This is a genomic window from Nonomuraea sp. NPDC003201, assembly GCF_053590415.1.
Genome location: NZ_JBSFTC010000092.1, coordinates 1 through 23408 on the forward strand (window position 1 = coordinate 1; position 23408 = coordinate 23408).

Below are 23408 nucleotides of genomic sequence, written 5' to 3' on the forward strand. Positions count from 1 at the left end.
AACACCAACACCACCCCCAACTGGACCACCCTCATCCCCCACGCCACCACCACCGACCTGCCCACCTACCCCTTCCAACACCACCACTACTGGCTCGAAGCGCCCTCGACCGTCACGAACGTCGACGGGCTGGGCCAGGCCCCCGCGGACCACCCCCTGCTGGGCGCCGCGGTGGAGCTGCCCGATCAGGGCGGAGTGGTCCTGACGGGGCGGATCTCGGTCGCCGCGCATCCGTGGCTGGCCGACCACGCGGTGGGGGAGAAGGTCGTGTTCCCCGGCACCGGGTTCGTGGAGCTGGTGGTGCGCGGGGCCGACGAGGTCGGCTGCTCGGTCGTGGAAGAGCTGACGATCGAGACGCCGCTGGTGATCGAACGGGACGAGTCGATCCTGATCCAGGTGGCGGTGGCCGCCGCCGACGAGGACGGCCGGCGCGAGGCGACGGTCTACGCCCGCAGCGGTACGCGGCCATGGACACGTCATGCCGCCGGAATCGTGGCCACGGCGGACACTGGCGACGCGGCGGGCTTCGACTGGAGCCAGTGGCCACCGGCAGGAGCGCAGGCGGTGAACGTGTCGAACCACTACGAGACGCTGTCCGCCGCAGGATACGGGTACGGACCGGCGTTCCAGGGCCTCAAGCGAGCCTGGGAGCACGACGGAGAGGTGTTCGCCGAGGTGGAACTCGGCGAGCGGGAGGCCGCCGAGGCCGGCCGCTACGGCATCCACCCGGCGCTGCTGGACGCGGCCCTGCACGCCATCGGCGTGGCCGAGCGACTCTCCGACGACTCGAAGATCACGCTGCCCTTCGCCTGGACCGACGTGCGACTGCACGCCTCCGCCGCCAGTCACCTGCGCGTACGCCTGCGCCGAGCCGACGACGGCGCGGTGACCCTGGAGACCGGCGACTCCGCGGGACAGGCCGTGGCCTCCATCGGCTCGCTGATCCTGCGGGAGCTCGCGGACCAGAAGCCGGCCGCGACCGCGTCCTCGTCGTCGCTGCTGCGCATGGACTGGGTGCCGCCGGCGAACGACCTCGCGGACGCGCTGGCAGGCGATGTGGCGGTGGTGGGCGAGCGGTGGCCCGCTCTGGCGGCGGCGATCGAGTCCGCCGGCGGCGGTGCCGAGGAGTACGCGGACGCGGCGGCGTTGGGTGACGCGGTCGCGTCCGGGCAGGCCCTTCCCGCCGCCGTGGTCATGCGCATGCAGGCGGCTGCCGGGCAGGACGGGCTTCCGGAGGCGCTGCGGTCGGAGCTGGACCGGGTCGTGAGCGTGCTGCGCGATTGGCTGGCCGATGAGCGGCTGGCCGAGACCCGGCTGGTGCTGGTCACCAGCGGTGCGGTGACGACCGGTACGGAGGCCGGCAGCGCTCTGATCGAGGCGGCGGTGTCGGGCCTGGTGCGCTCGGCTCAGGCCGAGAGCCCCGGCCGGATCCTCCTGGTGGACGTCGACGATGCGGCCGATTCGCTCACCACGCTGGCCTCCCTGCTGAGCGTGGAGGACGAGCCGCAGATGGCGGTGCGGGCCGGCCGGGTGCTGGTGCCCCGCCTCACCCAGGCGAACACCTCCGGCGAGCTCCCGACACCCGGTGGACCCGACGGCTGGCGGCTGGACAGCCCCGCCAAGGGCTCCATCGACGGGCTGGCCTTGGTGTCGGCCCCCGAAGCCGGCCGCGAGCTGGCCGCCGGTGAGGTGCGCGTGGACGTCCGCGCGGCCGGCCTCAACTTCCGCGACGTGCTCAACTCCCTGGGCATGTACCCGGGCGAGGCCGGGGCGATGGGCGTCGAGTTCGCCGGCGTCATCGCCGAGGTCGGGCCCGGGGTGGACGGGCTGACCGTCGGCGACCGGGTGATGGGCATGGGCGAGGGGACGTTCGGTCCCCGCGTGGTGGCTGATCACCGGATGATGGCGCGGATGCCGCAGAGCTGGAGTTTCGCCCGCGCGGCGTCGGTCCCCGGAGCGTTCGCGACCGCCTGGTACGGGTTGGTCGACCTGGCCGGGCTCACTCGCGGCGAGCGCGTGCTGATCCACTCCGGCGCGGGCGGGGTGGGCATGGCCGCCATCCAGATCGCCCGCCATCTGGGCGCGGAGGTCTTCGCCACCGCCTCACCCGCCAAGCAGCACCTGCTGCGGGCGCTGGGCGTGGCCGACGACCACATCGCCTCCTCCCGCGACCTCGACTTCGCCGACGCCTTCACCACGGTCACCGGAGGTGAAGGGGTGCATGTCGTGCTCAACTCGCTGGCCGGGCCGTTCACCGACGCCTCTCTCGACCTGCTCGCCCCCGGCGGGCGGTTCATCGAGATGGGCAAGACCGACCTGCGTGACCCGGCGGACGTCGAGAACAACGGAATCCGGTACCGCAGCTTCGACCTGATGGACGCCGGGCACGAGCGGATCGGCCAGATGCTCGCCGAACTGCTGGACCTGTTCGCCGGCCAGGAGCTGGCAGGCTTGCCGGTGCGGTGCTGGCCGGTGCAGCAGGCCCGGCAAGCGTTCCGGCACATGGCCCAGGCCCGCCACACCGGCAAGATCGTCCTCACCATGCCGCGCAGCCTGGACCCCGACGGCACGGTACTGATCACCGGCGGCACCGGCGGCCTGGGCGCGATCCTGGCCCGCCATCTGGCCACCGAGCACCAGACCAGGCATCTGCTGCTGGCCTCCCGCCGAGGAGACCAGGCCCCCGACGCCGACCGGCTACGGGCCGACCTGGAAGCAGCCGGCGCGACCGTCGACATCACCGCGTGCGACCTGTCCGCCCCCGAGCAGGTCACCGCACTCCTTGGCCGGATCCACACCGAGCATCCCCTGACGGCGGTCTTCCACGCCGCCGGCGTGGTGGACGACGGCGTGATCGGCTCGCTCACCCCGGACAAGATCGACCGGGTGCTGCGGCCGAAGGCGGACGCAGCCTGGCATCTGCACCAGGCCACCCGCCACCTCGACCTGGCCGCGTTCGTCCTCTACTCCTCCTCGGCCGCCACCCTCGACAGCGCCGGGCAGGGCAACTACTCCGCCGCCAACGCCTTCCTGGACGCGCTCGCGATCCACCGCCACGCCACCGGCCTGCCCGCCCAGTCCCTCGCGTGGGGTGTCTGGGCACCGGAAACGGGTGGCATGACGCGCCAGTTGGGCGACATCGACCTGGAGCGGCTGTCCCGTTCGGGGTTCACCGCGATGGGCGCCGCCGAAGGCATGCAATTGCTGGACGCCGCCCTGACCATGGCGGAGCCCTTCCTCGTACCGCTGCCCATGGACGCCCGTGCTCTCGGCGCCCGCGAGGACGGCGTCCCCGCCGTCCTGCGGGGCCTGGCGCGCACCCCCGCACGCCGTACCGCCCAGAGCGCGCAGCCCGCCTCGGACGGCGAGTCGGCGCTGCAGCAGCGCCTGGCCGGGCTGCCCCCGGCCGAGCAGGAGCGCATGCTGGTCTCGCTGGTACGTACGGAGGCCGCCGGCGTGCTGGGACACGCCTCCGAAGAGCACGTGGATCCGGACAGGAGCTTCAGCGAACTCGGATTCGACTCCCTGACGTCGGTGGAACTGCGTAACCGGCTCGGCAAGGCCACCGGACTCCGGCTGCCGGCGACGCTGATCTTCGACTACCCCAACGCGGTCTCCATCGCCGAGTACATGGGCAGCCAGCTCCTGCCGAAGAAGGAACCGGCCGAATCGCAGGTGCTGCAGAGCCTGGACGAGCTGGGCCGGCTGCTGGGCAAGATCGCCATCGATGTGGAGGCGCGGTCCGAGATCACCGTTCGCCTGCAGAAACTCATGGACGAGTGGCGCGGCGACCGATCCGGAACCGACGAGGAGAGCAAGGTGCGCACGGCGAGCGCCGACGAGCTCTTCTCGCTGATCGACCAGGGCCTGTAGGTCCCACAGGAAACGCAAACTCGAAACCCCTTAGAGAAGGCGGGACGGCATGGCTGACGAAGAGAAGCTCCTCGCGTACCTGCGGCGAGTGACCGAGGATCTCCAGCAGGCCAACCGACGTTTGCGTGAGGTCGAGGAGAAGGAGCGCGAGCCGATCGCGATCGTGGCGATGAGCTGCCGCTACCCCGGCGGGGTGAACTCGCCGGAGGACCTGTGGAAGCTGCTGCTGGAGCGCGAGCAGGGGATCGTCCCGTTCCCGAAGGACCGGGGCTGGGACCTGGAAGCCCTGTACGACCCCGACCCGGACAGCAGCGGGACGACCTACGCGCGCTCGGGCGGGTTCGTCGAAGGGGCGGACGAGTTCGACCCCGCGTTCTTCGGGATCAGCCCGCGTGAGGCCGTGGCGATGGACCCGCAGCAGCGGCTGGTGCTGGAGGTCTCGTGGGAGGCCCTGGAGCGGGCCGGCCTCCATCCGGCTTCGTTGCGCGGCACCTCCGCGGGCGTCTTCATCGGCGCCTTCGCCAACGACTACGAGGTGGGCCGAGGCCCCCTGCCCGAGGGCAGCGAGGGTTACCTGGGAACGGGCAACTCCAGCTCCGTCATCTCCGGCCGGGTCGCGTACACGCTGGGCCTGGAGGGGCCGGCCGTCACGGTGGACACCGCCTGCTCCTCCTCGCTCGTCGCCATCCACATGGCGTGCCAGTCGCTGCGCGCCGGAGAGAGCACGCTCGCGCTCGCGGGCGGCGTGACGATCATGGCCACGCCGGAGCTCCTCGTGGACTTCAGCCACCAGCGCGGCCTGGCGCGGGACGACCGCTGCAAGGCGTTCTCCGACGAGGCCGACGGCACCGTCCTGTCCGAGGGTGTCGGTGTGCTGGTGCTGGAGCGGTTGTCGGATGCGGTGGCCGCCGGTCATCGGGTGTTGGGGGTGATCCGTGGGTCGGCGGTCAATCAGGACGGGGCCAGTAATGGTTTGACGGCTCCGAACGGTCCTTCGCAGGAGCGGGTGATCCGTCAGGCGCTGGCCAATGCCGGGTTGTCGGGTGCTGAGGTGGACGCGGTCGAGGCGCATGGCACGGGGACCGCGCTCGGCGACCCCATCGAGGCGCAGGCGTTGCTGGCGACGTACGGGCGGGATCGTGGTTCGGCCGAGCCGTTGTGGCTGGGGTCGTTGAAGTCGAACATCGGTCACACGCAGGCGGCTGCGGGGGTGGCCGGTGTGATCAAGATGGTGCTGGCGATGCGGCACGGTCTGTTGCCGCAGACCCTGTACGTGTCCACGCCCACGACCCATGTCGACTGGGGGCAGGGTCAGGTTCGGCTGCTGGAGCAGGCGCGGGACTGGCCGGAGCCCGCGGACAGGCCGCGGCGGGCGGGCGTGTCGTCGTTCGGCGTGAGCGGGACGAACTCGCACGTGATCGTGGAGCAGCCTCCCGAGCCGGAGCCGCAGGAGGAGGCGCCTGGGAGCGCTCCTGTGATCTCCGGTGTGGTGCCGTGGGTGGTGTCGGGGCGCGGTGAGGAGGCGTTGCGCGCTCAGGCGTCCCGGCTGGCCGAGTACGTGGTGGCACGTCCGGAATTGCCGGTCAGCGAGGTCGGCCTGTCGCTGGTACGCACGCGGCCGGTGTTCGAGGACCGTGCCGTCGTCATGGGCGCCGACCGGGAGGAACTGCTGAGCGGGCTGCAGTCGCTGGCGGCGGGGGAGCCCGGTGCCGGGGTGGTGGCCGGTTCGGTGTCGGGTACGGCGTCGGGACGGCGGGAAGCGGTCCTGGTGTTCCCCGGTCAGGGGGCGCAGTGGGCCGGGATGGGGGTGGAGCTGGCGCAGGCGTCGCCGGTGTTCGCCGCCCGTCTGGAGGAGTGTTTCGCCGAGATCCGGCGGTGGGTGGACTGGGACCCGGCCCAGGTGCTGGCTGACGCTGATGGGGCGGGGCTGGACTCGATCGAGAGGCTGCAGCCGGTCGCCTTCGCGGTTGGGATCGCGCTGGCCGAGCTGTGGGAGTCCATCGGCGTCCGCCCGACGGCGGTTGTGGGCCACTCACAAGGTGAGGTGGCGGCAGCCTGCGTGGCCGGGGTGTTGTCGCTGGCCGACGCGGTGCGGGTGGTGGTGTTGCGCAGCCGGTTGTTCGCCGCCGAGCTGTGGGGACGTGGCGCTATCGCCGCTGTGGGGCTGCCTGCCGAGGTGGTGCGGGAGCGTGTGGGCGAGGGGTTGGAGGTGAGCGCGGACAACGGGCCTGCTTCGTGTGCGGTGGCCGGGCCGACGCAGGCGCTGGAGGAGTTCGTGGAGGGCCTGCGTGGTGAGGGGGTGCGGGCGCGGGTGATCGCGACCACGGTGGCCTCGCATTCGCAGATGGTCGAGCCTCTGCGGGAGCAGTTGCTGGAGATGCTGGGCCCGATCGAGGCCGGGCCGGGGCGGGTGCCGGTGTATTCGACGGTGACGGGTGGGGTGCTGGCGGGTTCGGAGCTGGGGGCGGAGTACTGGTTCGCCAATGCTCGCCGGCCGGTGGACTTCCAGGGCGCGGTGCGGGCGTTGCTGGCCGATGGCCGCGCCGCGTTCATCGAGGTGAGCCCGCATCCGGTGTTGTCGATGGCGGTGCAGGACATCCTGGACGCCACCGGCACCTCGGGCGTTGCGGTGGGATCGTTGCGCCGTGGCGAGGGCGGCCCGGACCGGTTCCTCCGCTCAGCGGCCGAGGCGTTCACCGCCGGTGTCGGGGTGGACTGGGAACGGCTTCTCACCGTGACCGGCGCAGGCGCCGAGCTGCCCACGTATGCGTTCCAGCACCGGCGCTACTGGCTGGAGCCCGCCACGACCGGTGTGTCGGACGCGGGCGGGCTGGGCCAGGCCCGCGTGGACCACCCGCTGCTGGGTGCGGCGGTGGAACTGCCCGACCAGGGCGGGCTGGTGCTGACCGGCCGGATCTCGACAGCCACGCATCCCTGGCTGGCCGATCACGGAGTGGGGGAAACGCTGCTGTTCCCCGGCACCGGGTTCGTGGAGCTGGCCGTGCGGGCGGGTGACGAGGTCGGCTGCCCGGTGCTGGAGGAGCTGACACTTGAGGCGCCGCTGGTCATCGATGGCGACGAGGCGGTCCAGCTCCAGGTGGCGGTGTCCGTAACCGACGAGGACGGCCGCCGCGAGGTGGCGATCCACGCCCGCACCGGCCGGCGGCCATGGACGCGTCACGCCACTGGAACCCTCACCGAGACGACCGGCACCGCAGGCGCTGCCGATGGGCAGTGGCCGCCTGCGGGAGCGCAGGCGGTGGACGTGTCCGGCCACTACGAGAAACTCGCCGGCTCCGGATACGGGTACGGTCCGGCCTTCCAGGGACTCAAGCGGGCCTGGATCCGCGACAACGAGGTGTTCGCCGAGGTAGAGCTCGACGAGCGGGAGGCCGCCGAAGCCGACCAGTACGGCATCCACCCGGCTCTCTTGGATGCCGCCCTGCACGCCACCGGTCTCGTCGAGCAGGCTGAGGGCGTCGTGCTGCCGTTCGCCTGGAACGGGGTGGAGCTCCTGGCTTCGGGCGCCCAGCAGGCGCGCGTTCACGTCCTTCCGGCCGAGGGCGGCGCTTCCAGCATCCGGATCGCCGACGCCACCGGCGCCCCGGTCGCGGTCGTCACGAGTTTGATCACGCGTCCGCTGCCCGCCGGTGGACTGTCGTCGCGTACCCGGCCCGGACACGAGGCGCTCCACCACCTGCAGTGGGTGATACCGCCAAGCTGGAACCCACCCCATGTCCGAGGGTCGATAGCCGTCATAGAGACGGACGGCAGAGTGACCGAGGCCCTGCGCGGCGGAGACCTGGAGGTGCGCTCATACGCCGATCTCCACGCGGCAGCGGGTGCCGACGGCATCACGACCCTGGTCATTCCTTGCCCGATTCCGCAGGCAGACGACCAGGAACCGCTGGAGGGCCTGCGGTCGGAGCTGGACCGGGTCGTGGGCGTGCTGCGTGACTGGCTGGCCGATGAGCGGCTGGCCGAGACCCGGCTGGTGCTGGTGACGACGGGTGCGGTGACGACCGGTACGGAGGCCGGCAGCGCCGGCGGTGGTGGTCTGGTCGAGGCGGCGGTGTCGGGCCTGGTGCGCTCGGCGCAGGCGGAGAACCCGGGCCGGATCGTCCTCGTGGACGTCGATCGCGCGGCCGATTCGCTCACCGCGCTGGCCTCGCTGCTGGGTGTGGAGGACGAGCCGCAGCTGGCGGTGCGGGCCGGTCGGGTGCTGGTGCCCCGTCTGGCCCGGGCGGACACGTCCGGCGATCTCGCGACGCCCGATGGGCCGGAAGCCTGGCGGCTGGACAGTCCCGTCAAGGGCTCCATCGACGGGCTGAACCTGATTCCGGCCCCCGAGGCCGATCAGGAGCTGGCCGCCGGCGAAGTCCGCGTGGATGTCCGCGCGGCGGGCCTGAACTTCCGCGACGTGGTCGTGACACTGGGCATGGTGCCCGAACAGGGCGGGCTCATCGGTGGTGAGTTCGCCGGGATCGTCTCCGAGATCGGGCCCGGCGTGGAGGGGCTGCGGGTCGGCGATCAGGTGATGGGCCTGGGCGAAGGGACCTTCGGCCCGCGTGTCGTGGCTGATCGCCGGATGATGGCGAGGATGCCGCAGGGGTGGACTTTCGCCCGCGCGGCGTCGGTCCCGGGAGCGTTCGCGACCGCCTGGTACGGACTCGTCGACCTGGCCGGGCTCAGCCGTGGGGAGCGGGTGTTGATCCACTCCGGCGCGGGAGGGGTCGGCATGGCCGCCATCCAGATCGCCCGGCACTTGGGCGCGGAGGTGTTCGCCACCGCCTCACCCGCCAAGCAGCACCTGCTGCGGGCGCTGGGTGTGCCGGAGGGCCACATCGCCTCCTCCCGCGACCTGGACTTCGCCGACGCCTTCGCCGCAGTCACCGGAGGCGAAGGGATGGACGTGGTGCTCAACTCGCTGGCCGGGCCGTTCACCGACGCCTCCCTCGACCTGCTCACCCCTGGCGGGCGGTTCATCGAGATGGGCAAGACCGACCGGCGCGACCCGGCCGACGTCGCGAACACCCACCCCCACGTCCGTTACCGCAGCTTCGACCTCATGGACGCCGGCCACGAGCGGATCGGCCAGATGCTCGCCGAGCTACTGGACCTGTTCGCCTCCCAGGAACTGGCCGGTCTGCCGGTGCGGTGCTGGCCAGTGCAGCAGGCCCGCCAAGCCTTCCGGCACATGGCCCAGGCCCGCCACACCGGCAAGATCATCCTCACCATGCCGCGCAGCCTGGACCCCGACGGCACGGTACTGATCACGGGTGGCACCGGCGGTCTGGGCGCGATCCTGGCCCGACACCTGGCCACCGAGCACCAGGCCGGGCATCTGCTGCTGGCCTCCCGCCGAGGAGACCAGGCCCCTGACGCCGACCAGCTCCGGGCCGACCTGGAAGCAGCGGGCGCGACGGTCGAGATCGCGGCGTGCGATCTGTCCGACCCCGAGCAGGTGGCCACCCTCCTTGACCGGATCTCCGCCGAGCACCCGCTGACGGCTGTTTTCCACACGGCCGGGGTGCTGGATGACGGTGTGGTCACCTCGCTCACCCCCGACAAGATCGACCGGGTACTGCGGCCCAAGGCCGACGCCGCCTGGCACCTGCACCAAGCCACCCGCCACCTCGACCTGGCCGCGTTCGTTCTCTACTCCTCCTCAGCCGGCACCCTGGACAGCGCCGGGCAGGGCAACTACTCGGCGGCCAACGCCTTCCTGGACGCGTTGGCGATCCACCGCCACACCACCGGTCTGCCCGCCCAGTCCCTCGCCTGGGGACTCTGGCACCAACCCAGCGGCATGAGCGCCCACCTTACCACCACCGACATCACCCGCATCGAACAAGCCGGCTACCACCGCATCACCACCACCCAAGGCAACCAACTCCTCGACACCGCCCTCACCACACCCCAACCCCACCTCCTCCCCCTCCCCATCAACACCCACACCCTCAGCAACCGCCACGACGGCGTCCCGCCCATCCTGCGCGGGCTCGTCCGAGCCCCCGCCCGCCGCACCGCCCAGGCCGGGCAGGCCGTGGCAGACGGGTCGGCGGTGCAGCGGCGGCTGGCCGGGCTGTCGCCGGCCGAGCAGGTCGAGGAGCTGACCCTGATGGTGCGCGAGTGCGCGGCGAAGGTGATCGGCTACAGCGAGCCGGAGGCGATCCGGGCGGAGCAGAACTTCCTCGAAGCGGGCTTCGACTCGCTGACCGCGATGGAGCTGCGCAACGTACTGAACAAGGCGACCGGCGTGCGGATGCCGGCGACGGCGGTCTTCGACTACGGCACCGCCGCGGCGCTGGCCCGGCACCTCGCGGAGGAGATTGCGATCGACAACGGCGCCGGCTGGGACTCCGGTCCGGCGGAGCCGGACGGGGGCGGATCGCTCAGCTCGCTGGTGCGCGCCGCGGCTCCCGCCGGGAAGCTGCAGGAGGGGCTGGACCTGCTGGAGGCGGCGGCGCGGCTGCGGCCGGTGTTCCGGACGCTGGACGAGCTGGACCGCGCGTACCCGCCGCTGGCCCTGGCCTCGGGGCCGGCGCGGCCGAAGCTGTTCTGCTTCAGCACGCCGATGGCGCTGGGCGGCGCGGCCCAGTTCGCCCGGCTGGCCGTGCACTTCCAGGGAGTACGCGACCTGTACGCCCTCCAGGTGCCCGGATACGCCCCGGACGACAGCCTTCCGGACAACGCGGACGTCGTGGTGCGCATGTGGGCGGAATCCATCCGGGAGGCGGCCGGCGACGACCCGTTCGTGGTGATGGGCTACTGCGGCGGCGGCAACTTCGCGCACGCGGCCGTCTCGTACCTGGAGCGGAACGGGGTGCGCCCGGACGGCCTCGTCCTGCTGGACACGTTCCTGCCGGACAGCGACGTCATCGACGAGCTCGGCGGTCAGATGCTGGAGGGGATGTTCGACCGGGCGGAGGTGTACGGGCCCTTCAGCGACACGAGGATGACGGCCATGGGGCGCTACTACCGGCTCTTCAGGGAGACGGTGGTGGAGGACATCGAGACCCCCGTGCTCTTCCTCAGACCGGACACCCCCCTGCCCTCCGGGCCCGACGGCGAGCGGTCCAGGGAAGGCAACTGGCGGGCTTCCTGGCACCTGAAGCACGACCTGTGCGAGGTCCGCGGCGACCACCTCACGATGCTGGAGGGCGAGGCGGGGTCCATCGCGAAGGCCGTCGAGGAATGGCTGAAGCCGTCCGGCGGGCGTTCGAACGGCGCGTGAGCGGCGAACCACGCACATGCCGAGGGGAGCGCCGTCAGTGATCCTCGGCCGAGGGCTGACCAGAGCGGGGCCACCGGTGAGGGGGAGCGGGCGACTCCCCCTCCAGGAACCGGGCGATGCCGTCCAGCAGGCGCTGGAGGCTGAACTCGAAGATCTCCTCCAGGTCCGTGAGGACCTCCGGGCTGTTGCGCAGCGCGGCCTGCCGCGGATAGCGGTCGGCGCCCAGTTCCTCGAGGATCGCGGGCACCTTCACCGATCGCCACTGGCTGAGCGAGATCCCGCCGCCGCGCCGTTCGGAGGCGATCTCGCTCACCCGCAGCAGGGCGAGCCCCTGCGCGATGCCGCTCACGCCCAGATAGATCCGATGGGTCATGACGGGGTCCAGGCCGAGGCCGTCGAACGCGCCCAGGCCGCGTTCGAAGCGGGCGAGCAGGCTGGGGACGAGCGGCGGCTGGACCGTCGCGATGACCTCGAGGACCCACGGGTACGTCGAGTACAGCGCCCACTCCCACCGCGCCGCGGCCTCCAGCTCGGCCCGCCAGCCTCGGAAGGCGTGGGGTTCGGTGTCTCCGCCTTCGCTGAACACCGCCTCGACCATGAGGTCGATCAGCGCGTCCTTCCCGTCGATGTAGTTGTACAGCGACATCACCTTGACGCCGAGCACGTTCGCGACGTGCCGCATCGACATGCTCTCCAGGCCCTCGGCGTTGGCGATCCGGATGGCGCTCCACACGATCCGCTCCCGGGACAGGCCGGCGTCGGTCCGCTGGGAATCGGCGCGCCCGCCGGTGACGGGCCGTGCGGGACGGGGTGGCGAAGGCCGCTCGTCCTTCTTCTCCCGCCAGGCTCCCTGGCCGGTCCGCGCGTCGAGGCGGGCCCGGTAGGCGCGGGCCTGGCACGAGCGCGAGCAGTAGCGGGGCTTGCGCCCGCGGGGAGGCACCGTGAGCTCTTTCCCGCACTGGACACACGTCAGCATGGTCGCCTGATTTCATCACGATCTTCCATTGTGATGAAATTATATCACGCGCCTGATGTGACGAAAAAAGAGGTGGAGCGGTTGTGACGAAAATATCTTTCAAGAATGGGCGCCGGTCAGGAGGTAATCGCGACCAGCCATGACATGGAGCACCAGCATGTCGTGGCAGTCAATGTTTACTTGACAAGACTCTTTGGCAAGCTGACATATGGTGTACTGTAAATGTTACGTACACAGTATGAGAGGGGTGGGAATGGATATCGCCGAAAGAGGCGCCAAAGCGGGGTGGCGGGAGTGGACCGGCCTGGCGATCCTCATGCTGCCCGTACTGCTCATCTCCATCACGGTGACGGTGCTGTTCTTCGCGCTCCCGTCACTGACCGCCGAGCTGGAACCGAGCGGCACACAGCAGCTGTGGATCGTCGACATCTATGCCTTCCTGCTGGCCGGGCTGCTCATTCCGATGGGCAATCTGGGTGACCGGATCGGCCGCCGGCGGTTGCTCCTGGTGGGCGCGGTGGTGTTCGGCCTCACGTCGGCCATCGCGGCGTACGCGCCCAGTGCCGAGCTGCTCATCGTGGCGCGTGGCCTGCAGGGGGCCGCGGCGGCGACGCTGATGCCGCCGACCCTCGCCCTCATCCGGGTGCTGTTCACCGACGGCCGCCAGCTCCACATGGCCATCGCCATCTGGGCCGCGATCTTCACCCTCGGCAGCGTGGCCGGGCCGATCGTCGGTGGGTGGCTGCTGGAGAGCTTCTGGTGGGGAGCGGTCTTCCTGATCAGCGTGCCGATCATGATCCTGTTACTCGCGCTCGGCCCGCTCCTGCCGGAATACCGAGACCCCAACCCCGGGAAGTTCGACATCCTCAGCGCGGTCCTCGTGCTGCTCGCCGCCCTGCCGATCGTCTACGCGGTGAAGATGGTCGCCGAGCAGAACTTCTCCGTGACGATGTGGATCAGCGCCGTGATCGGGCTGGTGTTCCTGAGCCTGTTCCTGCAGAGGCAGCGCAAGCTGCCCGACCCCATGCTGGACCTGGCGCTCTTCCGCCGGCACGCGTTCACCGTGTCCCTGATCACCGCCACCCTCGCGGTGTTCGCCCTCGTCGGGACGTTCTATTTCATCACGCAATACCTGATGTCGGTGCTCGGGATGCGGCCGATCGTGGCCGGGCTGATGACCGTGCCGACGGCCGTCAGCTCGGCGGCGGGCTCGGTGCTCGGGGCGGCGCTCACCAAATGGTTCCGGCCCGGCACGATCATGGGCTCCGGCATGGTCTTCGGGGCGATCGGCTTCCTGCTGATCTCCCAGCTGAGCACGGACGTCAACCTGCCGCTGCTGTTCAGCGGGCTGTTCCTGCTGGGCTGGGGGATCGGATCGGTGCAGGCGCTGGCCTCCACCATGGTGGTCGCCACGGCGCCGCCCGAGAAGGCGGGATCCGCCTCGGGGCTGTTCGAGTCCTCCACCGAGTTCGGGCAGGCGCTCGGCGCCGCCATCCTCGGCAGCATCGGGGTGGCCGTCTACCGCAGCACCCTCGCCGCGCAGCTGCCGCCCGGAGTCCCGCCCGACGCCGCCGCGGTGGCGCACGAGACCCTCGGCGGCGCGCTGTCGGTCGCCGCCGAGCTCCCTCGGGCGGTGGGCGCGGCCCTGGCCTCAGTGGCCCGCGACGCCTATGTAGACGGAATGCAGATCGCCGCTTTCGCCGGCGCGGTCATCATGCTAGTGATGGGGATTCTCGCGTTCATCAAGTTGCGCGAGGCGCAAAATCCTTCGTGATGCGTCCGGGGCAGGACGTAAATGGGTGGGGCCGATGTACGGAAGACCGGACCAGAAAAGGGGGGATAGCACCATTGAGTACATGAGAGAATCCGGGCACTCTTCGAGGTATAGACAAGAGTCTTCGCGAGACGAACGCGATTGATCCTCGGTGCGTTCGCGTCGGCAGGCATCGGTGCGGTGCCACGACCGCGGGCCACCCTTATTGTCGGAGGGAAGTCGGAGACATGTACGACCAGAGCAGTCATACCTTTTTGAATTTGACGGGCTATGGCGTGGCACATGCAGCCGACTACCCGGCCGACGATTTCCGGGAGAACAGCCGGGACGACTATCGGACGACCGTCGAGCAGACCGCCGCGTTTCTCGCCGCCGAGGCGGGGATCGACGGTTCGAGCACGGTGCTGGAGGTGGGCGACGACTGTGAATGCCTGCTGGTCTACCTGGCCCAGTGGTTCGGCTGCCGAGGCGAGGGGATCTTCGGGAGCGAGGAGTACGTCAGGTTCGCCCAGGATCTGTGCACCAACCAGCGGAAACGGCTGGACGTCGGCTTCCGGCGGGCGTCGGTGCTGCGGCTTCCGTACGAGCCCGGCAGTTTCAGCCACGTCGTCAGCCACGGCGCGCTGCACAAGGCGCCGGACATGCCGCGCAGCTATGCGGAGATCCGCCGCGTGCTGCGCAGCGGCGGCATCTTCGCCTTCAGTGACTTCTACCGGCCGCGGACGAGGATCAGCGAGCGCACCCGGACCGAGGTCTACGAAAAGTTCGGGTGGAACGACGGCTACACGCTTCTCGAATACCATTCCGCGCTGGCGGAGGCCGGCTTCGAAATCAGTTCGGTGGTCAATGTGACCGGCTTCCTCAGGCGGACGTTCGAGGGAAACGCGGAGGCGGCCCGGGCGCGGGCCGAACAGATGGCCGACGCCGAGGCCCGGGACAAGATGCTCGCCTTCTCCGCGTCATGCGAAGAAGTGCAGGCCGCCATCGACCGGGGGGAGGTCGGCTGGGCCATCGTCGTCGTCCGCAAACGGGACGTACCCGAATGGGAAATCCCGCTTGATGAATGAAACCGGCCGTCACCCGGGCACGGACGCCGAGCCGGGAAGGTGCCGGGAATTCTCCGCGACGAGCACGTTTCCGTTCGAGGAGCCGAGCTCTTTCGACGAGAATAAACGCGGAAGGTCGTTCCGGCCGTTCACCCCGAGTTTGCGATATATGCGCGTGAGGTGCTGCTCCACCGTACTGATGGTGATATGGGCTCTCGTCGCGATCTCCCGGTTCGTGTAGCCGAGCGCCGCCATCGAGGCGACCCGATATTCGGCGGGGCTCAGGGCGTTCTGGTCGTTCCCGGCGGCCATCGCGCCGAATTCGCTGTCGAAGGCGTTCGCCACCGACCTGCGCAGGGGCTCGGCATGGCAACGCTGGCCGACCCGGTCCGCCTGCTGGCCGATGAGCCGGGCCTTGTCCGTCTCGCCCAGGGCGGCCAGGGAGTGGCTGAGGCGTGCCAGCGCGTGCGCCAGCTCCATCTTGTGGCCGGAGTCCTGGAGCATGTCGACGGCCTTGCGCAGCAGCGGCGGCCGGCGTCCGACCTCCTCGGCCGAGGCCAGCACCATCAGCGCGAACCCCCGGATCCGGGGACTGTGGCCGTGCGGCGTGGCGTGGTGCAGCTCGAGGAACTTGCGGGCGCGGGCGTTGTTCTTCAGCACGACCGAGACCCCGGCCGCCCCGAGGCGCCACGGGACGAGCAGCGGCGTGTCGACCTCCCAGGACCGCATCAGCGTGCCGCACTTCAGGAAGTCGCTGAGGCCCGCGTGCGCCTGGCCGACCGAGGTTCTGTAGTGGCCCCGCGCGAAGAGGTAGTGCAGCCCGTACCGGGTCTGGTAAACGGTTTCAGGCAGGGGATGGCGGAGGTACTGTTCGGCCTTCTGATATTCGCCCATCTCGGTGTGGGCCTCGATGAGGCTGGCCAGCGGGAGCGCCGCGAGCACGCCCAGGCTCCTGGGGGGCAGGGTGCGCAGGGAGAGCTCGCCCCACTCGACGGCCTCCAGCATCTCTCCCTTGTGCTCGGCGATGTGCGCGCGGAAGGCCGCGAGCACGCTCAGCCACGTGGGCGAGTTGCGCCGCTCCGCCACCGCGTACAGGTTCTCGACGAGGGAGGCCGCCTCGTGGGTGCGGTCCGAATAGACGAAGCAGAACAGCGCCGCCTCGACCAGCTCGATGTTGCAGCCTTCGAGCTGGACGGAGTGCAGGACCTTCTCCGCCGTCCTCAGGGCCGCCTCGGTCTCGCCGTCGCGCAGGTTGGCGGCGAGCGCGGAGATCGTCCGCGCGTACGAATGGGCAGGATGCCGTTCGCTACCCTCGCGTAGGGGGGAGGGCTTGTGCGTCCCCCGCAACCGGTGCAGGACCGGGGGGTGCGTGCCGGCCAGCCAGTGGTCGGCCGCGAGGCGCCACGCGTGGGCTCCGTCCGCCTCCTGGCCATCGCCCTGCTCGGCCTGCTCCAGCAGCGCGAACATCTCCTCGGCCTCGTCGTACTGGCCGTGCCAGAGCATGCACGTGAGCAGCCAGTGCACGTCCCTGGCGGGCAGCAGGCCGTCCCGCGCGGCCTGCACGAGCATGGGGAGGTACATGGTGGCGGTGGAGGGGTTGATCCGCCAGGTGGCCTTGGCCAGCGCCAGGGTGACCTGGATCCGCTCGTCGGTCCCGGAGCACAGGTCCGCCGCGTACCGGAGGTACCGCACGGCGAGCTCGTACTCGTCGGTGGCCAGCGCCTGGTCGGCGGCCTCCCGCAGCACGTCCAGGGCCCAGGGTTCGTGCTTGGCGCCGGCGGCGACGAGGTGGTCGGCGATGACGGTGGGCTGTACGCCGGTCGCGTGCAGCAGCTGGGCGGCGCGTGCGTAAAGCTCTTTGAGGAGGTCCGGTTCCATGGAGTCCAGGACGGCCTCCCTGGCGGCGGGGTGGCGGAAGCCGTCCACGCCCAGCAGGCCGATCTCCGCCAGCCATTCCAGGGTGCGGACCACGGCCGGCTGCTTGATGTGCAGCATCTCGGCCAGCAGCGGGGGAGAGGCCGACGCGTCCAGCACGGCGGCGGCGCGCAGGACCCGTAGGGGGGTGTTGCCGATGCGGTTCAGCAGTGTGCGGACGGATCCGGAGAAGCCGTCGTCGATCACCAGGCCGGTCCCGTCGCCGCCCGCGTTCTCCCGGTCCTCGATCAGCGAGCGCACCAGGAGGGCGTTTCCGCCGCTGACCTCGTGGATCGCCTCCGCCAGCGGATCGTCCGGCTCGGTCCCGAGGCGGACCTGCGCGATCCGGGAAATGGTGCCCGGCGAGTACGGCGCCACTTTGATGCGGCGGCACTGCGGATGGTGCATGAGATCGCTCTGAATTCTGAGCGGCACCCCGTCCGGTCCTTCGTTCACCGTGAAAACCATGAAGACGTTCGCGGAATGGAGCCGGTTTATGAAATGCAGGAGAATGTCCAGCGAAACCGAATCCGCGTATTGCACGTCCTCGATGGTTATCAATACCGCGCCGTGCCGCGCGTGGTTGGTGATGATCTCCCACAGGCCGTGCGTGACGCCGATCCAATTGAGGTCTTCCGGCCGGATCCCGCGCGGTCCCGCGTTGAATACGGCCTCCTGCAACAGTTTCAACGCGGGGGGCATCTCACCCAGTGCGGCACTCAGGCTCTGCGAAACCTGGTGGATGACGCCCAGTGAGATGTTCTGCTCGTTCCGTAGGCAGATGGCGCTCAGATGAGTGGCGCCCGACCGCACCGCCGAATCGGCGAAGGCGTGCAGCACCCGGCTCTTGTCGAACCCCGGAGGGCCGGTTATCATCGCAATTCTTCCCCAACCATGCTCACTCTCCGCGAGCATGGTATTGAGGAGGGTGATTTCTGATTCGCGTTCGGCGAACTGCATCGACTCTCCTTCACCTGTTTGGTCGTAGAGGAAGCTCAGTCAGGAAGCGGACCGGGAGCAGTCCAGGGGTCTTCGATTGCCGACTTCGTCACGTCGAGCCGAGGTTTTCGGCGTGGTGTGGAAGACGCCCGGCCCCTCTCGCCCGCGGGCGATGAAGGTGTGGCCGGCCGCTCGGAGGCGGCGCGGTGGCCGTGCTTCGGCGTGGCGGCGGGTGACGGCGGTCTGCCGAGCCACGACCGCAGGTCCTCGCGTGAGCCGGCCCCGGACCGGGACGACTCGACATTCGCGCAGCTCGAAGCGCGGGCGGAGCCTGTCAGGATCCGCCCGCCGGGTCCGGGTGACGGACGTCCGAGGCGCGACATGGTGCCCGCGCTCGAGTCGCGGGATACGGCCGGACCCCCGCCGGGGCGGGAGCCGCCCGGCGTGCGGTCCGCCGCTTCCGGGAAGCGGTCGGCGCGCACGACAAGGCCGCCACCGCCGGCGGCCGAGCCGGGGCGGTGGTCCGGTAGCTGGACGGCGTCCACCGGCGGGCGGTCGCCATGGTTGAGAACGGAAAGGATTCCCTGCCCCCTTTGAAGTCGATGACCCGCGGCCACGCTACGACCGGGCGGCAGAACGCCATCCGGCGGCGCGGCCGCCCGGCAGGGAAAACGGGGCCGGCGACGCGGGGACGGGTTTCCCGTGGTTCACCGCGATTTCACTGACAATCCGATAAAGATTGAGTGCGACAACGCCTTTCGCGCTCTCGCCTGCGCCCGTGAATTCCTGTAACATGTGCGGCCACGTCTCCATCATGCGTATCAGCGGCTTGCGTAGCCGGTGTGCTGCGAAAACACACCGTCCGGCAGACCTTGCACCCCGACCGAATCGCAAACGGGCGCCAAACCGTCACGGTAATGTTGTGCGCCGGTCCGAGTCAAGGAAAGGCCGCCTTGACGGCACCGCCCCGGACAGGCGTGGATCACTGTAGTCCGGAATGCCAATAGCCGTAAACCGAGGGCCGCATGATTCTCCGCCGCAACGGTGCTCAACTGGGGCGATGAAGCCCATCTCTTTTCGGGCGGCCGTTTTCTGGAACGTACCAAATAGGACGGCGGTAATCCGCCGCAACCGCTCCTCCTGCGACGTTGTCGCATCTGGAATCTCCGGAAACCCTCGCAGGTGAACAGTCCTCCTGCCCCCGAGGTTGTGAACATTGCACAGAATTCCAAGATCATCTATGGCGTGAGTTGGCCGTCCTGGTCGCGGGCCGGGAGGGCCGGCGGGATCCGCCGCCGCTGGGGGCCTACGCGGCCCCAGGACCCCTAGATAGGGGTGGCATAGGGGGTCAGCTCGCCGGGGCCCCGGCGTAGCTTCGGAATCGGCCTGGCCGGCTTCCGGTTGCACGCGCATGCGTCCCGGCTGCCGGAGAATTTCCTTTCCCCGGCTCGGGGCTGGAGGCACATATTGAACGGGTTGATTTCCACGGCGTATTCTCCGCGGCCGCGGCTCATTCACGAACTGCTGGACGAGGCGGCCGCCATGAATCCGGACGGGATCGCGGTGCGCGACGCCCGCGGCGGCTGGAGCTACCGGCGGGTCGTCGAGCTCAGCCGCGCTTTCGCCGCCTGGCTGGCGGCCACGGGCGTCGAACCCGGCGACCGGATCATCGTGCAGCTGCCCAACCTGCGCGAGACCGTCCCCATCCTCTACGGCGCGTCGCGGCACGGTGTCGTCTTCGTGCCCCTGAACCCCGGGATGAAGGCGTACCACCTGCGGTCCGTCATGGAGGACTCCGAGCCCAAGCTGGTCATCGGGGCCGGCGAGGCACTGCGGGAGACCGCCGACGTGCCCGTCCACGGGATCGACGAGCTCTGGAGGGAAGTGGAGGCGTTCGCCGGACGTCCCGTCCCGGGCGGGCCGGCCGAGGTCCGGCCGCAGGACGTCGCGGTCCTGATGTACACCTCCGGCAGCACGGCGGCGCCCAAGGCGGTGGTGGGCCCGCACGCGCAGGTGACGTTCGCGGCGTCGGCCATCAACGCCGTGCTCGGCTACCGTCCGGGGGACGTCGTCTTCTGCCGGTCGCCGATGTCCTTCGACTACGGCCTCTACCAGATCTTCCTGTCCGCCCTCGGGCACGCGGAGCTGGTGCTGGCCGGTGAAGGGTCCGACCTGGCGCTGCTGAGCCAGCTGCAGGAGTGCGGCGCGACCGTCGTGCCGATGGTGCCCTCGCTGGGCGCCATGCTCACGACCCTGGGCAGGCGGGCCCCCGGCTCCGTGCCCACCGTGCGGATGTTCACCAGCACCGGCGCCGCGCTGCCGGCCTCGACCATCGAGGGCCTGCGCGAGTGCTTCCCCGGTGCCCGGGTGGTGCGGATGTACGGGGTCACCGAGTGCAAACGGGTCACCATCATGGCGCCGGAGCTGGAGCGGGAACGCCCCGACTCGGTCGGCCGCCCCCTGCCCGGCACCCGCGTGCTGATCCTCGGCGACGACGGCTCGCCGCTGCCCGCCGGTGAGACCGGGGAGATCGTGGTGGCCGGGCCCAACGTGATGGCGGGATACTGGCGCGCCCCCGAACTGACCGCCCGCGTCTACCGCCGCGACGCGGCCACCGGCGAGACCCGCCTGCACACCGGCGACTACGGTTTCCTCGACGAGGACGGCTACCTCTACTTCGAGGGGCGGCGCGACGACATGTTCAAGCGCAAGGGCACCCGGATGAGCACCATCGAGATCGAGGCCGCCGCGATGGACATCCCGGGCGTCCGGGCCGCCGCGGTCGTGCCTCCCGGCGAGCGGCACGATCTCGCGATCATCGTCGAGGGCGACCTCGCCCCTCACGTCGTCCTGCGCGAGCTGGCGCACCGCCTGGAGGCCGCGAAGGTGCCCGCGATCTGCCGCGTCCTGCCCTTCTTCCCCCTCACCCTCAACGGCAAGAACGAGCGCAAGGACCTCGTACGGTTCCTCGAGGAGACGCCCTGAGGCGTCCTCGGGGGCCGGGGAGGACTCGGGCCTGGGGAAGGCTTTGCCTCCTGCCGGGAGACGCCGCGGGCGGCTCCCGCTAGCGTGGGGAGTGCTTCATGCGCCGTATTGGCGCTTCCCGGGAGCCCCATGTCGACGCTCCGTCAGCCCGCATCAGCCGGGCCGCTCATCACCTCACGGAGTGATCTCTGATGCTCGAACGCCTGCTCGTCGCCGCCACCCTGGTGGCGTCCGCGCTCATCGGTTCGGTCTCGCTCTCCGCCCCATCGACCGGTACGGCCGCCGCCGCCACGGTGGCGCAGGCCCCGGCCGCGATCCCGCCCGCCCCGGTTCCTCCGGATGACGACGACGGGTAGGAGGTCTGCCGCCGCACCGGCATCCGTCGCCCCGCGAGGCCGCGCCTCGCGGGGCGATCCCGTTCTCCGGCCCCGGGTTGCGCGGAGTTTGTGTACGACGTAAGCTTACGTGGTACACAAACTCCGATCCGGGAGGTCTCCGTGACCACGATCGCCATCGCGCTCCCTCTCCTCTGGCTGGCCTGGCTGGCCCTGACCGAGTGGGTGCCGATGTTCCCGCTCAACGACCTGAAGACCGGCAACCTGCGGCCACGGCTGCTCGCCGCGTCGATCAACTACCCGTTCCCGCTGCTCATCGCCGCCGGCATCGCCCTGCGCCAGCCATGGTCGCTGATCGCCGCGTCGGCGTTATGCGGGCTGATCCTGGCCGGGCACCTGGCCAATTGGTGGCTGCCGTACTTCGGGCTGAGCTCCGCCGCCCAGCGGCAGGTCTACGAGCGCGACTACGCCCGCACCCTCAAGATCCTGCCTGCGGCCGGGCACGCGGTCGTCCCCGATGTCCAGCACATGATCGTCGGACTGCTCAGTCTGGTCATGCTCGGCACCACGCTGGCTGTCACACTGGGCGCATGAGCACCAAGCCACAACGCGGCCGGGGCGGGCGGCCGCCCCAGCTGACCACCGAGCAGATCGTCACCGCGGCCATCGCCCTCCTCGACGAGGAGGGCCTGGACGCGGTGACCATGCGGGGCATCGGCGCCCGCCTCGGGGTGGCCGCGATGTCGCTGTACCGGCATGTGCCCAACCGCGACGCCATTCTGGCCGCGATCGTCAATCGCCTGTTCGCCACCGCGCTCGCCGGGTTCGATCCCGGCCCGACGTGGGCGCAGGCGGTGACGCGGTTCGCCGTGGCGTACCGGCGCATGCTGCTCGACCACCCGCACGCCGTGCCGCTGCTGGCCACCTATCCGGTCGACGTCGAAAGCGCCGTGCCGCTGCTGGCGGGTGTGCTCGACCGCTTCACCGCCGCCGGCATCGAGCAGGACGAGTCCCTGATCGTCATCCAGTCCGTCGGCGTCTACGTGCTCGGCCACGCCCTCGCCCAGGTGGGCACGCCGCCCGGCTCCGACGCCCCCGCTGCTCCGCCCGGCCCCGCCGCCCTCGACTTCTACGAACGGTGGTTCACCACGGGGCTGGACGCCATCGTCACGGGCTTCGGACAGCGGCTCCGTCCCCAGTGAGGACCTTGGGCGCGCTCAACGCCCTCTGACTCAGTCGTTCGAGGTCCTGGTCGACCTCACCCTCGACGCCCAGGACGCGGAGACCGTCGAGCGCTTCGAGCAGACCCTGGCGCGGGCCCCGGAGGTCATCGAGCTGCGGCGGCTGTTCGGCAGCCCCGACTACTTCGTCCGCGTGGCCGTCGCCGACCTGGCCGCCTACGAGACCTTCCTCAGCACGTACGTCGTGACCATCCCGCGGATCAGGAACGTCACCTCGCACTTCACGATGAAGAACGTCAAACCGGCCCACTAGGCCCTATGACGCCTGGTCCAGCCGGGCGAACTGCTCGTCGGTCAGCGTGAGACCCGCCGCCGCGACGTTCTCCTCCAGGTGCGCCACGGAGGTCGTGCCGGGGATGGGGAACATGGCCGGCGAGCGGCGCAGCAGCCAGGCCAGGGCGGTCTGGGCCGGGGTCGCCCCGATCTCGGCCGCCACGGTGGCCACGGGGCCGCCCGCCTTGGCGTGGTCGCCGACGGCGATCGGGAAGAACGGGACGAACGCGATCCCGTGCTCGCCGGCGAAGTCCACGACCTTCTCGTGGGTGCGGTCGGTGAGGTTGTAGAGGTTCTGGACGGCGGCGACGGGGGCGATCCCGCGCGCCTCCTCCAGCTGGTCCACCGTCACCTCCGACAGGCCGATGTGGCGGATCTTGCCCTCCTCCCGCAGTTGCGCCAGGGCGCCGACCTGATCGGCGAGCGGGACCTGGGGGTCGACGCGGTGCAGGTAGTACAGGTCGACCACGTCGCGGCGCAGGCGGCGCAGGCTCAGCTCGGCCTGCTGGCGCAGGTACTCGGGGCGCCCCAGCGGGATCCACTCCTCGACGCTCGGCCGGGTCACGCCGCCCTTGGTGGCGATCACGACGTCGTCGGCGTAGGGGTGCAGGGCTTCGGCGATGAGCTCCTCGTTCGCGCCCAGCGCGTAGGCGTCGGAGGTGTCGATGTGCCGTACGCCGAGTTCGATCGCGCGGCGCAGGACGGCCAGGGGGCCCTGCCGGTCGGCGGGCGCCTCCCAGATCGTGCCGTCGGCCGACAGCCGCATGGCGCCGAAACCGATGCTGCCCACTTCCAAGTCGCCGATTTTCATGATT

12 protein-coding genes and 1 pseudogene are annotated in these 23408 nt (G+C 70.4%); 9 read left to right on the plus strand and 4 right to left on the minus strand.

The features are described from left to right. Together ACWDX9_RS28475 and ACWDX9_RS28480 are read left to right on the plus strand one after the other, a co-directional pair. Positions 1-3873 (plus strand): SDR family NAD(P)-dependent oxidoreductase (locus ACWDX9_RS28475; RefSeq protein ID WP_449959209.1); only part of this gene is annotated, 3873 nt, incomplete at its 5' end. Positions 3874-3922: 49 nt separating this feature from the next. Further along, entirely contained in the window at positions 3923-11110 is a 7188-nt protein-coding gene (locus ACWDX9_RS28480; RefSeq protein WP_449959211.1) for an SDR family NAD(P)-dependent oxidoreductase, read from the plus strand. Positions 11111-11144: 34 nt separating this feature from the next. On the opposite strand, the gene ACWDX9_RS28485 is transcribed toward ACWDX9_RS28480, so the two are convergent. Then, the gene (locus tag ACWDX9_RS28485; RefSeq protein ID WP_449959213.1) at positions 11145-12050 is read right to left on the minus strand and encodes a TetR/AcrR family transcriptional regulator; all 906 of its coding nucleotides are present in this window, start codon (positions 12048-12050) and stop codon (positions 11145-11147) included. A 289-nt stretch (positions 12051-12339) separates the two neighbouring features. On the opposite strand from ACWDX9_RS28485, the gene ACWDX9_RS28490 reads away from it, so the two are divergent. After that, positions 12340-13860 carry an MFS transporter gene (locus ACWDX9_RS28490; protein ID WP_364252226.1) on the plus strand — a complete coding sequence of 507 codons (1521 nt, stop codon included), beginning with the start codon at positions 12340-12342 and terminating at the stop codon, positions 13858-13860. Positions 13861-14087: 227 nt separating this feature from the next. After that, positions 14088-14927, plus strand: a complete 840-nt coding sequence (locus ACWDX9_RS28495; RefSeq protein ID WP_449959216.1) for a class I SAM-dependent methyltransferase — start codon at positions 14088-14090, stop codon at positions 14925-14927. Positions 14928-14936: 9 nt separating this feature from the next. Here ACWDX9_RS28495 and ACWDX9_RS28500 read toward each other — a convergent pair whose 3' ends face one another. Both ACWDX9_RS28500 and ACWDX9_RS28505 read right to left on the minus strand, forming a co-directional pair. Beyond that, positions 14937-17276 (minus strand): LuxR C-terminal-related transcriptional regulator, encoded by a 2340-nt coding sequence (locus ACWDX9_RS28500; protein ID WP_449959242.1) that lies wholly within the window; start codon positions 17274-17276, stop codon positions 14937-14939. A 66-nt stretch (positions 17277-17342) separates the two neighbouring features. Further along, positions 17343-17780, minus strand: a pseudogene (locus ACWDX9_RS28505) (AAA family ATPase); the annotation flags it as partial. A 1455-nt stretch (positions 17781-19235) separates the two neighbouring features. Here ACWDX9_RS28505 and ACWDX9_RS28510 point away from each other — a divergent pair. From ACWDX9_RS28510 to ACWDX9_RS28530, 5 genes are all read left to right on the plus strand, one after another. Then, entirely contained in the window at positions 19236-20744 is a 1509-nt protein-coding gene (locus ACWDX9_RS28510) for an AMP-binding protein (RefSeq protein WP_449959218.1), read from the plus strand. Between the two features lie 191 nt (positions 20745-20935). Beyond that, positions 20936-21100, plus strand: coding sequence for a hypothetical protein (locus tag ACWDX9_RS28515; RefSeq protein ID WP_355212684.1), 165 nt, complete (start codon positions 20936-20938; stop codon positions 21098-21100). Positions 21101-21241: 141 nt separating this feature from the next. Continuing rightward, on the plus strand, positions 21242-21673 hold the full coding sequence (locus tag ACWDX9_RS28520; protein WP_449959220.1) for a hypothetical protein: 432 nt from the start codon (positions 21242-21244) through the stop codon (positions 21671-21673). Beyond that, positions 21670-22281: a TetR/AcrR family transcriptional regulator gene (locus ACWDX9_RS28525; protein ID WP_449959222.1), complete on the plus strand. Its 612-nt coding sequence runs from the start codon at positions 21670-21672 to the stop codon at positions 22279-22281. The genes ACWDX9_RS28520 and ACWDX9_RS28525 overlap by 4 nt, the downstream gene beginning before the upstream one ends. A gap of 46 nt (positions 22282-22327) precedes the next feature. Next, on the plus strand, positions 22328-22573 hold the full coding sequence (locus ACWDX9_RS28530) for an Lrp/AsnC ligand binding domain-containing protein (RefSeq protein WP_449959244.1): 246 nt from the start codon (positions 22328-22330) through the stop codon (positions 22571-22573). A gap of 3 nt (positions 22574-22576) precedes the next feature. Here ACWDX9_RS28530 and ACWDX9_RS28535 read toward each other — a convergent pair whose 3' ends face one another. Further along, positions 22577-23404 (minus strand): aldo/keto reductase, encoded by an 828-nt coding sequence (locus ACWDX9_RS28535; protein WP_449959224.1) that lies wholly within the window; start codon positions 23402-23404, stop codon positions 22577-22579. Between the last annotated feature and the right edge of the window lie 4 nt (positions 23405-23408).